The 13,744-nt window shown below is 66.3% G+C and carries 11 protein-coding genes; 7 read left to right on the top strand and 4 right to left on the bottom strand.

The window, feature by feature from the left end:
* Positions 1-40 precede the first annotated feature (40 nt).
* The 5 genes from KPB06_RS09485 to fumC all read left to right on the top strand — a co-directional run bounded on the left by KPB06_RS09485 (position 41) and on the right by fumC (position 5,948).
* The gene (locus tag KPB06_RS09485) at positions 41-1,237 is read left to right on the top strand and encodes an MFS transporter (protein WP_089466203.1); all 1,197 of its coding nucleotides are present in this window, start codon (positions 41-43) and stop codon (positions 1,235-1,237) included.
* 37 nt (positions 1,238-1,274) lie between these two features.
* Entirely contained in the window at positions 1,275-2,096 is an 822-nt protein-coding gene (locus KPB06_RS09480; protein ID WP_059577571.1) for a hypothetical protein, read from the top strand.
* A gap of 126 nt (positions 2,097-2,222) precedes the next feature.
* Positions 2,223-3,452: a pyridoxal phosphate-dependent aminotransferase gene (locus tag KPB06_RS09475; RefSeq protein WP_059577574.1), complete on the top strand. Its 1,230-nt coding sequence runs from the start codon at positions 2,223-2,225 to the stop codon at positions 3,450-3,452.
* 118 nt (positions 3,453-3,570) lie between these two features.
* Positions 3,571-4,401, top strand: a complete 831-nt coding sequence (locus tag KPB06_RS09470) for a hypothetical protein (RefSeq protein WP_059577576.1) — start codon at positions 3,571-3,573, stop codon at positions 4,399-4,401.
* Positions 4,402-4,562: 161 nt separating this feature from the next.
* Positions 4,563-5,948 carry a class II fumarate hydratase gene (gene fumC, locus KPB06_RS09465; protein WP_059577580.1) on the top strand — a complete coding sequence of 462 codons (1,386 nt, stop codon included), beginning with the start codon at positions 4,563-4,565 and terminating at the stop codon, positions 5,946-5,948.
* 175 nt (positions 5,949-6,123) lie between these two features.
* Here the strand turns inward: fumC and KPB06_RS09460 are convergent, their stop codons facing one another.
* Entirely contained in the window at positions 6,124-7,374 is a 1,251-nt protein-coding gene (locus KPB06_RS09460; protein WP_059577583.1) for an ATP-grasp domain-containing protein, read from the bottom strand.
* A gap of 28 nt (positions 7,375-7,402) precedes the next feature.
* Positions 7,403-8,347, bottom strand: a complete 945-nt coding sequence (locus tag KPB06_RS09455; protein WP_059577586.1) for a hypothetical protein — start codon at positions 8,345-8,347, stop codon at positions 7,403-7,405.
* A gap of 162 nt (positions 8,348-8,509) precedes the next feature.
* Between KPB06_RS09455 and KPB06_RS09450 the strand changes: the two genes are divergently transcribed.
* The gene (locus KPB06_RS09450; RefSeq protein WP_059577589.1) at positions 8,510-9,385 is read left to right on the top strand and encodes a LysR family transcriptional regulator; all 876 of its coding nucleotides are present in this window, start codon (positions 8,510-8,512) and stop codon (positions 9,383-9,385) included.
* Between the two features lie 18 nt (positions 9,386-9,403).
* On the opposite strand, the gene KPB06_RS09445 is transcribed toward KPB06_RS09450, so the two are convergent.
* Positions 9,404-10,672 carry an ATP-grasp domain-containing protein gene (locus tag KPB06_RS09445; RefSeq protein WP_059577592.1) on the bottom strand — a complete coding sequence of 423 codons (1,269 nt, stop codon included), beginning with the start codon at positions 10,670-10,672 and terminating at the stop codon, positions 9,404-9,406.
* Positions 10,673-10,727: 55 nt separating this feature from the next.
* Positions 10,728-12,176 (bottom strand): MFS transporter, encoded by a 1,449-nt coding sequence (locus tag KPB06_RS09440; RefSeq protein ID WP_059577595.1) that lies wholly within the window; start codon positions 12,174-12,176, stop codon positions 10,728-10,730.
* 406 nt (positions 12,177-12,582) lie between these two features.
* Here KPB06_RS09440 and KPB06_RS09435 point away from each other — a divergent pair, with 406 nt between their 5' ends.
* Positions 12,583-13,704, top strand: coding sequence for a TauD/TfdA family dioxygenase (locus tag KPB06_RS09435; RefSeq protein ID WP_059577598.1), 1,122 nt, complete (start codon positions 12,583-12,585; stop codon positions 13,702-13,704).
* Positions 13,705-13,744: the final 40 nt, after the last annotated feature.

The raw sequence follows: 13,744 nt of genomic DNA, 5'->3' as shown, positions 1-13,744 counted from the left end.
ACTCGTCAGACTGTCACACAAACCAGACAGGGCGTCACCAGTGGGCAACAGAACCATTCGATCCGCATTTTTCCTGTGCGGGTTTGCGGCTTTTCTCAATCTTTATTCGACTCAGGGCATTCTGCACGAACTTGCCGCGGCATTTGACGTGAGCCCGGAACAAGCCGGCCAGGGCGTCAGCGCCACCACCTTGGCGGTCGCCATTATCGCTCCGTTCGTCGGCGCGCTGGCCGCCCGCTTCGATCGCCGAACGGTCATTTCGTGCGCCGCCGTCGCGTGTGCGCTTCCCGTTCTCTGGTCTGCGCACGCGGCGAGCTTTTCATCGTTCCTCGCCGCCCGCTTTGCCGCGGGCGTGCTGATGCCGTTCATCTTCGCGATCTCGATCGCGTGCATCGGCGAGGTCTTCAGCCACGACGCGGCGACGGAGGTCAGTGCGCTCTTCGTCGCCGGCACGACACTCGGCGGATTCGCCGGGCGTTTCGTGACGAATAGCCTGACGTCCGCGTTCGGCTGGCGCCACGCGCTCGACGTCATCGCGTTCCTGTGTCTGGCAACGGGCCTCGCGATCCATGCCTGCCTGCCGGCGGCCGGCGCCGCGCGTCCGGACGACGAAGGTGCGTCGGCATCTCGCTGGACGCTCTTGACGCGCGGCCCGCTGCTCGCGTCGTTCCTGGTCGGCGCATGCGTGCTTGCATCGCAGGTCGCGACGTTCACCTTCGTCGGACTGCGGCTGGCCCGTGCGCCATTTGGCTTCGATACGGTCGAGATCGGCGCGATCTATGCGGTATTTCTCGTCGCGGTCGTCGTCACGCCGCTCGCGGGCCGCGTCGCGGCGCAACGCGGCCCGCGCGATCTCGCCCTTGCGGCGACCGGGCTCGCGATCGTCGGTGCATTGCTGACGGTGTCGAGCAGCGTCATCGCGATCCTGATCGGGCTCGCGCTCAGTTCCACCGCGGTGTTCGTCGAGCAGGCGTCGGCCAACGCGTTCATCTCGCGGGTGGCGCGGGGTGCAAGATCGACGGCGATCGGCATTTACCTTTCCTTCTATTACTTCGGCGGGAGTCTCGGCTCGGTCCTGCCCGTTCCCGCGTGGAATCGCTGGGGCTGGGTGGGCTGCGTCGCATTCGTCGTCGGTGCACAGGCGCTCGCAGGCGCGCTCGTGTTTTTCTTCTGGCGCGGGATGCCTCCCGCCAGCGCAGGCAGACCGCGCTCACCCGAAGTGCGGCTGACCCGGTAGTTCGCTTCAAATCACATCTAGAACCGGAGAGAAAAGGATGGAAACGTTTCAATCGCAAGCGGGGTTGCTCGATATCGTCACGCCTGTGCTTAACGGGATGAAAGGCGGCGTCCTGAAGGAGGCGCTCGTTGCGGCCTTCTCGGCCGAGGAGGAGGCGCTTCGGGACATCGAAGGTGCATTCCGCCGGTTGACGGAGCGCGGCTATTCGGCGCCGGCTCTTCGCACCTTTTTCGCCAGCTGGTCGAAGACCAACAATTCCGCGGCGAGCGTCTCCGGCCTTGCAAACCGGATCACGCTGCTGGCGCGCTCCGACGCCGGTTCGGCGGCGTCGAACCAGCTTCATGACGTATGCGCGAGCCTGCAGCGCATCACCGACGAGGATCTCGGCGCGCTGGGCGGCGTGCTCCATGCCGATCTCTTCTATACGATGGCGACGGCTGCGTGCGGTGACGACACGTGGCTGCTGAAGTCCGCTTGCCTTCCGTCCGCGCAGGCATTCAAGGACTGGACGGATCGTCAGCGGCTGAAGGAACGGGATATCCTCCTCGGCCTGCTTACCACGCTGGTTCACGAGGTTTACACGCACGGTGAAGTCGAGTTCATCCACGATCTCTACAAATCCTGGTTCCACACGCACGTCGGCATTCCGGCCGATCGCGTGCGCCACATCGTCGCGTGGGTCACCGTGCATACCGGCGGGACCGAGAGCAATCACTTCGGGCACGCCGTACAGGCGGTCAACGCGTTCGCCGACGCAATGCAGGTAACGATCGACGCATCGGCCGCGACGACGCTGTTCCAGGACTACCTGCGTCGCAAGGCGACCGTCATGCGCGAGTGCGCGCAAGCGCTCGTCTGACGCAGTGCGGGGTCGGCCCAGGTGCCGACCTGCCGGATTCAGTTCGCACAACTGATTACCGAGGCGAAGCCCACGACCGGCTCGCCTTGCCGTGGCTCCATTTCATTGGTTTTCGCCTACGACGACATGAATACACGCGACATCCCGCAAATCGAGTTGCCGTTGTCGGACCGTGCGCGCAGCGTTACCGCACCGGGCACGTCGAGCATGCGCAGCAAAGCAAACGCATTGAAGGACCGTGGCGTCAAGGTCATCAATTTCGCTGCCGGAGAACTTTCTTTCGATGCATGCCCGCCCATGAAGGCGGGCGCGATCGATGCGGTGGAAAGCAGGCGCAATCGTTATACGCCGCCGATCGGATTGCCACAACTCCGAGAAAAGCTCGCGGAAAGCGTGAGCCGGCGATGCGGGGCGATGTTCACGGCAGACGAGATCGCCGTCACGGCGGGCGCGAAGCAGGCGCTCTTCAATGCGTCGATGGTCCTGCTGAACCCCGGTGACGAAGTGATCGTTCCGACTCCCTATTGGGAGACCTTTCCGACCCAGATCCGGCTCGCCGGTGCGACGGCCGTCTGCGTCGACACGCAGGCCGATCAGTACCGACTGACCTGGCGTTCGGTCGAGGGCGCGCTGACGGACAGAACCCGAATGATCGTGATCAACACGCCCAACAACCCGACGGGAACGGTCTATCAGCGCGAGCAGTTGCTTGGAATCGCAAAGCTCGCGTTCGACCGCCAAATCTGGGTGGTGTTCGACGAGTGCTATCGGCATCTCGTCAGGCATCCGCACGAGCATCACAACATCCTGTCGCTTTTCGAGCCGCTCAGGCGACAGACGGTCCTCGTCGACTCGTTTTCGAAAAGCCAGGCCGTGACTGGCTGGCGCGTCGGCTACGCGTGTGCGCCGGCGCACGTGATAGCCGCGATGCACAATCTGCAGGGGCATACGACGTCGAATCCCAGTAGCCTGTCGCAGTACGCGGCGCTGAGCACGATCACGTCCGGTTCCGACGCATTCATCGCGGAGATCAACCGGTTCCTCGAGCAGCAACTGACCACGGCACGCACGTTTCTGGACCGGATCGCGGGCGTCGCCTATGCCCCGCCGGAAGGCGCGTTCTACCTGTTCGTCGATGTCTCGGAAAAGTTGGGCCGCCATTACCGCGGGCAGCGGATCCGCGACGTCGACCATCTCGCCGAACTGCTATTGACGGAAGCGCACGTCGCTGTCGTTCCGGGCGCCGGCTGCGGCGATTCAAACTGCATCCGGATCTCCTATGCAATCGAACATGAAGAATTGATCGAGGGCCTGCTTCGCCTCGGCCGGTTCGTGGCGGAGATCGACGTCGATTGAACCCGACGGTTGGCGCCGCCACACGGCCCGATCGGCTTGTCGAGTAGCGCCGACATTGGGGGCGCCGATCGTGCAAGCCTCATCACGATCGACACATTCATCAATCGAGGAGGAAGACATGGAGCATTCGACGCACGCTTTCATCGATTACGTCAACGACGCACTGATCGACGTGGAGGACAGGCGGCTCGTCGACGCGCTGCTGACCGGCTTCGAAAATAATCGCGACAGGTTGCGCGAATACCGGAAGACCTATGAAGGCATCACGTCGGGAAAATGGACCACCGACTCGCTTTGTACCTTTTTTTGCGGATGGCGCAGCCCGGATGGCGCCGCCCATGCCGTATCGAGCATCATCGTGCGTCTCCTGCAGGAATCAGAGTCGCTCGATGGCGAACGGAACAAGGTGAAGATGCTGACAGCCGCGCGACACTGCGGCGAGATCATCGTCGAGGATATCGGCCTCGGCGAGCTGCACGGACATCCACACCATTCGAAGCTGTATCACCGGATGGCAACCGCCATCTGCGGTTCGGACAACTGGCGCCTGCAGGACCGGTTTCTCGATCCCGTCACGAAGGAATTCTCTGCATGGGTCGGACAGAAGCGCCCGCTCGCACCGGACCTGATCGAGGCCATCGAGATGATGGCGATGACCGAGCTGTTCAATACGGGCGAATACAACCTGATGACGCCGATGTGGAAGAAATGGATCCGCGAGTCCTTCTCGGTCACGGCGACCGAGGTCAACCGGATCGCATCGTTTCTGAGCGTGCATTGCGGAAGCGTCGAAGCGCGGCATTTCAGGCACGCGGCCGACGCGCTGACGCTTTATGCGGAAGCGTCGAACCAGGAGATCAACTATCGCCGTATCGGCATGCTGTCCGACGAGTACGTGATCCGGGCATGCGAGCACCTTGGAAAGATGGCATCGGTGCTCCGCGCGTAACGGGCCAGGGAAACGAGCCGGCGGGCCGCATCCCGGCGCGATAGGCGAGGCCGGAGCGGGAAGCCGCCAGTGCCTGCCGGCGAATGCATTCGCATCCTGCTTCGCCAGATGAATGAGTCCAACGCTCGCCGCGGCGAGCGACTGAATCGAGGTCAACAAACATGCGTATCGAATCGGATTCGATGGGTTCCATCCAGGTCCCGTCGGAAAAATACTGGGGTGCACAAACCGAGCGTTCCATCATGAATTTCCCGATCGGCCAATCCCGCTTCAAGTGGGGAAGATCGATCATCCATGCAATGGGCATCCTGAAGAAGGCCGCGGCGCTGGCGAATCTCAAGCTCGGCGAATTGCCGGAGGCGATCGCCATCCCGATCTCGGAGGCGGCGGACGAAGTGATCTCCGGGGCGCTCGACGATCATTTTCCGCTGGTGGTGTTTCAGACGGGCTCGGGCACGCAGTCGAACATGAATGTCAACGAGGTCATCTCCAATCGCGCAATCGAAATGAAGGGCGGGGTGCTCGGCAGCAAGACGCCGATTCATCCGAACGATCACGTCAATCGCGGCCAGTCGTCGAACGACACGTTTCCGACTGCGATGTATATCGCGGTCGTCACGGAACTGTTCGACACGTTGTTTCCGAGCGTGATGGCATTGCGCGATACGTTGCTGGAGAAATCCGAGCGGTATTTCGACGTCGTGAAGGTCGGGCGCACGCACTTGCAGGACGCGACGCCGATCACGTTCGGGCAGGAGATCGGCGGCTGGGTGAAGCAGATCGACTATTCGCTCGCGTCGATTCGGACCAACCTGACTGGGCTGTACGATCTCGCGATCGGCGGCACGGCCGTGGGCACGGGGCTGAACGCGCATCCGCTGTTTGGTGACACGTGCGCGGCCATCATCGGTGAACTCACGGGGCATCCGTTCCGGTCGTCGGCCAACAAGTTCTTTGCGTTGTCCGCGCACGACGCGCTCGTCAGCACGTCCGCGGCGATCCGAACGCTCGCGATGGCACTGCTGAAGATCGCCAACGATGTTCGCTGGCTGGCAAGCGGGCCGCGCTGCGGGATCGGCGAGATTCATATTCCCGAGAACGAGCCAGGCTCGTCGATCATGCCGGGGAAGGTCAATCCGACGCAATGCGAAGCGCTCACGATGGTTTGCACGCAGGTATTCGGCAACGATGCGACCGTCGCATTCGCCGGGAGCCAGGGAAATTTCCAGCTCAACGTGTACAAACCGGTGATGGTCCACAACGTGCTGGAGAGCATCACGCTGCTCGCCGACGCGTGTCGCGCGTTCAACGTGCATTGCGCGGTCGGCATCGAGCCCAATCTGCAGCAGATGGACGAGAACCTCGAAAAGAATCTGATGCTGGTCACCGCGCTCAATCGTCACATTGGCTACGACAACGCAGCGATCGTCGCGAAGACGGCTCACCGCGAAGGGAAATCGCTGAGGGAAGTCGCGAATGCGCTGGGATTCGTCGCACCGGAGGATTTCGACCGATACGTCGTGCCGCTCGACATGACGCGATCCTGAAAGGGTATCGACGAGGGGACCGATCGCTGTTTGCTCTATGTCGAGGCCGGTTCGGACGGGGGCATGATTCACGGCCGCACGAGCCGCGATGCCTCGGCATCGATGGAATCGTCGATCTGGTGCCGGGCACGCGATGAACGCCCACAATCGTTCTGGAGAGGGCCTGGCGCATGCGTCAGGCCATTTCTCCAGTTGAAGGCTTCAAATCAGGAGAGGGAGCTGTCGCCAGCGTCGGCTCCACGACGGCGCCGTGCTCAGCCGTCGAGCCAGCGTCGTCCTCAGCACCGCGTACCGCCGGCAACGCAACCCGCACATAAAGAAATGCGCGCCGTTCGCGATCGGGCAGCACTTGCGGCCCGTAGCTGATCCTTACCGCCCCGTCGTCGATCTCGCCGGCCTGCGCAAAGCGCCACGCACCGGGATCGCTGTCGAGCAGGAATTCGGCGCGCGCATACGCGTGCGGCTCGAACAACTCGGGAATCGTCACCGTTTTTCCGTCGAGCCTGTCGAGCAATGCTTCGACCACGTTGAAGCCGTAGCCGTCGCGCACGATGTCGCAGATGAAGCTGCCCGCGATGCGCGGATTCAGTTCGATCACGTGCGGCACGCCGTCGTGCACGATGCAGTCGAGATGCACGGGCCCCCACGTGAGCCCGGCGGCGGCGGTCGCGCGCGTGCCGACGTCGATCAGCGCGCGCAGCGTGTTGGCGTCGAGATCGAGTTCGGACGTATACCCGCGTTCGAGAAAACCCGCGCCATGCCGCTTGAGCTTGCGCAGTGCGCCGACGTAGCGGCCGTCGAAATACTCGACGCAGTATTCGCTGCCCTCCAGGAATTCCTCGATGACGATCCGCTCGGTCGCAAGCGATCGTGCATCGGCCTGCACGGCGGCGAGCGCATCGAGCTGCGCGCGCACGGCGGCGATGTCCTCGCAGCGGCGCACGCCGTCGCTCGCGGAGCCTTCCGACGGTTTGACGACGACCGGAAAGCGCAACGGGGCGGCGGCCGCCGCGAGCGCCGCCGGCGCGGCCAGCGTACCCGACACGAACTGCGCGGCCGGGATGCCGTGCGCGGCGAGCAACGCCTTCTGGTTCGACTTCGACACCGCGTGCGCGACGTGCCGCGCATCGGGGCCGGGCAGCCCGAGCGCATCGGCAACCCATGCGGCGGTGCGCGCATAGGTGTCGTGCGCGGTCGTCACGCGCAGCGTGTCGAGTTCGTCCGGAAAGCGTGCGCGCAGCCAACCGGCGAGCTGGTCGGCGTCGGGCGCGAGGTTGACCGTCTCGACGCCCGCGGGAAACACGCCGTCGAGACGATGGCCGGGCGCGGTGACGACGGTCACGGCCACCTGGCGCGCGAGGGCGGCGCGCACCAGCGCGACGCTGCTGCCGGTGGCGCGTGCGCCGATCACGATGAGTCGCTTCATGGTGAATCCTTGATCGAGGACGGGAGAGCTAGCGTGCGCGCCGGCGCAGGTGCTGCGCTTCGAGGCGGGGCAGCAGATGCTGAACGACGCGCGGCAACGTATAGATCGGCAACTGCGCGCACGCGAACACGAGCGCCATGGTCGGCGTGGCGGCCAGTCCGAGCGCGGCCCACATCAGCCCGACGTTGCGATTGGCGACGATCAATGCGACGTTCAGGCGCGTGCGGACATCGCCGGGCGTGAGCCCGTACGCGACGATCTGGAAACCGGCGTTGACGGCGAACGCGAGGGCGATCGCCGTCAATGCGCGGTGCGGCGCGTCGATGATCGACTGCTGCATGCCGGCCATCGTGCCGAGCGCGAAGATCAGCAGCGCGACGACGACGATCGCGTCGATCGGCGTCGCATGGCGCGCGAGTCGCGCGCCGGCAAAGCGCCGCACGAGCAGCGCGACGCCCTCGGCGCTGCCGATCAGTAGCGCGAGCCGCAGCGCGAGGCTCGACGGCGAGATCGACACCACGGCGTCGTGACTGAACCAGGCCGTCAGCAGCGGCGCGGTCAGCGGCACGAACACCATCGACGCGAGGGTCGCGACGAGCGCGACACTGGCGTCGAGCGACAGCATCCGCGCGATCGTCGACGTGCCGCTCGATGGCGGCGCGCAGTACGCGATCACCAGCGCGACGACCCAGTCGTACGGCAAACCCGCGAGCCGCGCGGCGACGCCGAGCGCGATCGGGCACGCGATCATCGTCAGCGCGGGCAGCAGTAGCGACACGGCGGGGCGCCGCGCGACCGCGCGCACGGCGCTCGGCTCGACGCGCAGCAGCGTGCCGAGCACGAACAGGAACACGGTAACGGGCATCAGCGGCCGCGCGAGCGCCGCGAGCGGCGGCACCAGCAGCCCGAGGCCGACGCCGCACGCGAGCACGGTCGGGCCGCGCCGCACCAGCGCGGCAATCAGTGCGCGCACGGACGAACCTCGGGCCGGCGGCGAACGGGAGTGAAGCCGAAGCGGGCAGCGAATGGCATGCGGATTCCTCGGAAGGGGCCAGCACGGAATACGCGCTAGGCTAATCCGGATGGTGGGCGAAGTAAAATGATATAAACTGAATCGGTAACAAGAGAAACTGATATGAACATCCCATTGCTCGAAACTTTCCGGGCCGTCGTGCAGGAAGGCAGCGCGTTGCGCGCGGCCGAACGGCTCGGCTGCACGCAGTCGAACGTCACGGCGCGGCTGCGTCAGCTCGAGGAATCGCTCGACGCACCGCTGTTCGACCGCCATGGCAAGCGGCTGGTGCTGAACGATGCCGGGCGCCGGCTGATGCCGTATTGCGACCGCATCCTGCGTCTCGTCGACGAAGCGACGCAGGTGGTGCGCGAAACGCCGGTTGCCCGTAGCTTCCGGCTCGGATCGATGGAAAGCACGGCCGCCACGCGGCTGCCTGCGCTGGCCGCCGCGCTGAAGGAGCGCGACCCGGCGCTCGGCCTCGCGGTGCAGATCGGCAGCGAGCCCGATCTGGCGGATGCGCTGCTGCGCGGCCGGATCGACGCGGCGCTCACCGCACGCGCGGTCGTGCGGCCCGGGCTGCGTTACGAGCCCGCGTTCGCGGAGGACATGGTGCTGGTGAGCGCCGCGACCGTCACGCGCCGGCAACTGCTGGCCGACAACGCGGTGCGCCTGCTCGCGTTTCACGACGGCTGCCCGTACCGCGCGGTCGCGGAGCACTGGCTGAAGGCGCGCGGCGTCGCGATCGAATCGGTGTCGTCGTTCGGCACGTTCGGCGCGATCCTCGGCTGCGTGGCGGCCGGGATGGGCGTCGCGATCCTGCCGAAGCGGATCACGACCGAGCACGTGGCGCGCAAGGAACTGCGCGCGCATGCATTCGACGATCTCGACAGCGTGACGACCTACCTCGTCACGCCCGACGAAACGCCCGCGCTGCCGGAACTCGACGCGTTGCGCGCGGTGCTCGGCCGGCAGGCCGGTGCGCTGCTCGCGCGCTGACACGGGCACGCCGCGACCCTAGACCGGCGCGACCGCGCCTTCGTCCGCGAAGAAATCGGCCTCGATTTCGCGAATCCGCCGGCAATCCTCGAGCAGCCGTTCGAAGGTCGGGCTATACAGGCCGACCGTGCCGAGCGCCGTTTGCAGGTCGGTGGTCACGCGCAGCGTGTCGCCGACCTTGATCCACTGCTTGAGCCCGACGAACGACGGCAGCGCCTGAATCGCCTGCCACGTGAAATCCTGCCGCAGCACGCCGTTGCGCGACGACAGCAGCAGCACGTGACCGCAGTACCCGCGAAAATCCGTCGGCGCGGCGACGTCGCCGAACAGCCGCTCCGGATGCAGCACTGCTTCGACGGTGGCCGATACGTGATTCTCGCCGCTGACCGCGCTCGTCAGCCGCGGATCGAGACTGCCGTGCAGCCGCGCGTTCAGCTCGACGATGGTCGGGCCGTCGGCCGTATCGAACAGCTCGAGGTGGGTCGGCCCGAAGCGCACGTCCAGCGCATCGAGCACGTCGGCCGCGTAGTCGAGCAGCGGTGCGTAGCGCGGGTCGGCATGGTTCAGCACCAGCATCTTGTCGAGCCGCGGCGCGTGCGTGCGGTCGCGATGCACTTCCCACAGGCTGACCACGCGATGGCGGCCTTCGAACGACACCGAATCGACGATGTATTCCTGCCCCTCGGAATAGCTTTGGATCACGATGTCGTCGTTCGGCTGGTTGTACAGCGAACGGGTGTTCAGCACGTCGCGCGCGGCGGCCTCGACCTGCTCGAGCGTTCGGCAGATCTTCACGCCGGCCACGCCCGCGCTGCGCGCCGGCTTCACGACGAGCGGCAGTGTGCGCTGCGCGCGCGCCCAATCGAGCGCTTCATCGACCGACGTGCTGTGGAAGTGCGCCGGCGCGCGCAGCCCGGCCTGGCGAATGCGTTCGTTCATCGCGAACTTGTCGCGTCGCGCGGCGGAGGTGGCGAGCGGGTTGCGATACGGCACGTCGAGCCGCTCGGCCAGCGTGTCGGCCAGCTCGAGCGCCGCGTCGAGGCCATGCAGCACCGCGCCGATCCGCAGGTCGCCCAGTTGCGCGAGCGTCGCGTCGATGTCGCCGCGATGCTGGACCTGCCGGATGTAGTCGGACGGCACGAACTGGTCGCGGTAGATGGCCGGCAGATCGGGGTCGCTGATCACGTGCGCGCAACGGATGCCGTATGCGCGAAACGCAGGGGCCAGGTAGGCGGCGGTCGACGCGCCGTCGACGATCAGGACGGTATCGATGAAGCGATGCTGCATGGATTCCTCTCGCTCGGATGGAAAATCGGTTGAAGGAGTGCGTGCGGCAAGGTGCTCAGGCCCGCGTGCCGGTATCGCGGGCGTCGCGAGGCCAGCGCACGGCCAGCACGACGCAGAGTGCGACGAGCACGGCCGCGACGGCGAACGCGCGCGCCGCGCCGGCCACGATCGCCGCGCCCTGGCCGGCGACCAGCGCGCCGAGCGCCGCGACGCCGATCGCGGCGCCGACCTGACGTGCGGTATTGAGGATCGCGGACGCGGTGGCCGAGCGGCCGGCCTCGACGCTGCCGAGCATCGTCGACGTCAGCGCGGGAATCGCGATGCCGCCGCCGATCGCCATCGCCGCGAGCCCCGGCGCCAGCAGCGCGTACGGCGTGTGCGCGGCGAGCGTCCGCCACAGCCACACGTAGCCGGCGAGCGACACGGCGAGGCCGACGATGACGGTCGCGCGGAATCCGTGGCGGACCGCGAGCCGCGCGCTCGCGATGTTGGCGAGCATGATGATCGTGAGCGGCGCGAGCGCGAGCCCCGATTCGGTTGCCGTGAAGCCGCGCGCGTTCTGGAAATAGAGGCTGAGCGAGAAGATCAGCCCGTAGAACGCCGCATTCGTGATCGCGCCGATCGCGAGCACGCCCGGCACGCGCGCGATCCGGAAGAACGCGAGTTGCAGCATCGGCGCGGCCACGCGCCGTTCGATCGCGATGAACGACGCGCCGAGCGCGACCGACGCGATCAGCGCGCCGGCCGCGTAAGGGTCGCCGATCCCGTGCGCCCCGGCCCGGATGATGCCGCCCGTCAGCAGCCCGAGCACGAGCACCGCGACGAGCTGGCCGACCGGATCGAACAGCCGCGTGCGCGCGGCGGCCGAATCCTGCACGTGGCGCAGCGTGAGCCACAGCCCGAACGCGCAGATCGGCAGGTTGATGAAGAAGATCGCGCGCCAGCCGAGCGAATCGATCAGCAGGCCGCCGAGCGTCGGCCCCGCCGCGCTGATCGCGCCGCCCGTCGCGCTCCACCACGCGACGGCCTTCACGCGTGCGGCGGCATCGTTGGCGCACGCATGCGTGATGAGCGCGAGCGACGTGGGCAGGATCATCGCGGCGCCGACGCCTTGCGCGACCCGCGCGACAACCAGTGCCGCCAGCGACGGCGCGAGCGCGCAGCCGAGCGATGCGAGCAGGAACAGCGCAAGGCCGTACGCGAACAGCCGGCGGCTGCCGAAGCGGTCGGCCAGCGTGCCCGACGTCAGCAGCAGCGCGGCGAACGACAGCGTGTAAGCATCGACGATCCACTGCAGCCCGTGGACGCTCGATCCGAACGCGTGGCCGAGGCTCGGAATCGCGACGTTGACGACGGTCACGTCGAGCTGGACGATCGCGAAGCCGAGGCTCGCGGCCGCGACGGTCGGGAAGATGGCGCGCAGCGACGTGCGCGGCGAACCGGTGGTGGCGGTGGCGGTCAGCGCGCGGTCGACGCGGTCGAGCGCCGGGGCACGGTCGCTCATCGCGGCTCCCGGTGCGTGCGGGACGTGTGGATGGTGCGGGACGGCAGGCGGTATCGATTCATCTGGCAGGTTTCCGTATGGCGCATCAAGGGAGCCGGCTGCCCGTCGGGCGCCAGCCGCGGCGTCGAATCCGACAGAAAACTAGCATCGACCCATTGGCGAATACAAATAATAAGCAACGATTTTTTAACAAGTATTCGTGTTAAGGGTCGGCACAAAACGCGGTGAACCGGTTCCGTCCGCATTGCTGAACTTATATCGATAATTTTTGTTTGCAATCGAATTAATATCATTTCGAAATGCAATGACGGTCTCCTAGTCTTGTCGAGCGCTTCGCCCCGAGGACGGCGGCGCGCGGCGGCGATGCCATGCCGCTCTTCGAACCAGATCTTTATACGAGAGACCTATGACCTATCTCGCAGATGCACGCATCGCCTTGACGGCAGCGGAATCCGCTCACATCCGCACGACGCTCGGCGCGCTGGATTACGACCCGGCCGGCGGCGCAGGCTATATCAGCGCAGTTCGCAAGCTGGCCTACAACGCGTTTCCCGACCGGATCGTCGACGCATTCGACCGGGCGAAGGCGCCGACGGCGGACGCGCACGGCTCGATCGAGATCGACAACCTGCCGATCGACGACGGCGTGACGGGCAGCCCGCGATTCGAGGAAACCGGCCGTTCGTTCAAGGCCGGCGTGCTCAGCGAGAACGTGCTGGTCGCGTTGAGCACGCTCGCCGGCGAGCCGTACTCGATCGCGCACGAAGGGCGCGAGCTGGTGAACAACCTGACGCCGCACAAGGCGACCGCGCGCGACTACACGGGCCTCGGCTCCGAGGTCGAGCTCGACTTCCATATCGAGAACGCCGCGCAGGCGCACATGCCGGAAGGCGACACGTCGCCGTTCGCGCTGCTGCTGCTGGGCGTGCGCAGCGAGGCCGGCGGCGGCCCGTACACGCGGCTCGCCGATGCGCGCCGCGCGCTGCAACTGCTGTCGCCGGACGATATCGCGCAACTCTACGACGAGCACTACATCATCCGCGTGCCGTACCGGTGGCGCGGCGCGACGCCCACGCCGCGCGACAACACCGACCTGAGCGCGGTGCTGTCGGGGCCGCTCGACGCGCCGCGCGTGACGGTCGCGTTCTATCCGGACATGGTGCTGGCCGTCAACCCGCGCGCGCAGGAAGCGCTGGCCAACCTGTATCGCGCGGTGCGCGAGGTGTCGTTCGGCGTGCAGGTGTCACCGGGCAAGCTGGTGCTGATCAACAACCATTTCACGCTGCATTCGCGCGACCGCTTCGATCCGCAGTACGACGAGAACGACCGCGCGTTCCGCTGGGTACAGCGCGTGTTCGTCGCGCGCAGCCTGTGGAATTTCCGTGCGTTCACGCCGCTGCAGGCACGCGTGTTCGACCCGAAGGCGGTGTATGCGGGCGAGTCGGCGCACGCGAGGCCTCCGTCGCCCGTCGTGCAACCGGTGCCGCGGCGTGCGGCCGCGGTCGAACTGGACGCAACGCCTGCGTGACCGAGCCGGCGGGGCAGCGACTGGCTTCGGACGTTGCCGG

This window comes from Burkholderia semiarida (assembly GCF_029268935.1).
In the GTDB taxonomy this organism is placed as follows: Bacteria; Pseudomonadota; Gammaproteobacteria; order Burkholderiales; family Burkholderiaceae; genus Burkholderia; species Burkholderia semiarida.
This window is presented reverse-complemented; position numbering and strand designations above follow the sequence as displayed.

Excerpts from the sequence above, each read along its gene's own strand:
- KPB06_RS09480 (WP_059577571.1), top strand. The coding sequence starts at position 1,275 with ATGGAAACGTTTCAATCGCAAGCGGGGTTGCTCGATATCGTCACGCCT.
- KPB06_RS09475 (WP_059577574.1), top strand. The coding sequence starts at position 2,223 with ATGAATACACGCGACATCCCGCAAATCGAGTTGCCGTTGTCGGACCGT.
- KPB06_RS09470 (WP_059577576.1), top strand. The coding sequence starts at position 3,571 with ATGGAGCATTCGACGCACGCTTTCATCGATTACGTCAACGACGCACTG.
- fumC (WP_059577580.1), top strand. The coding sequence starts at position 4,563 with ATGCGTATCGAATCGGATTCGATGGGTTCCATCCAGGTCCCGTCGGAA.
- KPB06_RS09460 (WP_059577583.1), bottom strand. The coding sequence starts at position 7,374 with ATGAAGCGACTCATCGTGATCGGCGCACGCGCCACCGGCAGCAGCGTC.
- KPB06_RS09450 (WP_059577589.1), top strand. The coding sequence starts at position 8,510 with ATGAACATCCCATTGCTCGAAACTTTCCGGGCCGTCGTGCAGGAAGGC.
- KPB06_RS09445 (WP_059577592.1), bottom strand. The coding sequence starts at position 10,672 with ATGCAGCATCGCTTCATCGATACCGTCCTGATCGTCGACGGCGCGTCG.
- KPB06_RS09440 (WP_059577595.1), bottom strand. The coding sequence starts at position 12,176 with ATGAGCGACCGTGCCCCGGCGCTCGACCGCGTCGACCGCGCGCTGACC.
- KPB06_RS09435 (WP_059577598.1), top strand. The coding sequence starts at position 12,583 with ATGACCTATCTCGCAGATGCACGCATCGCCTTGACGGCAGCGGAATCC.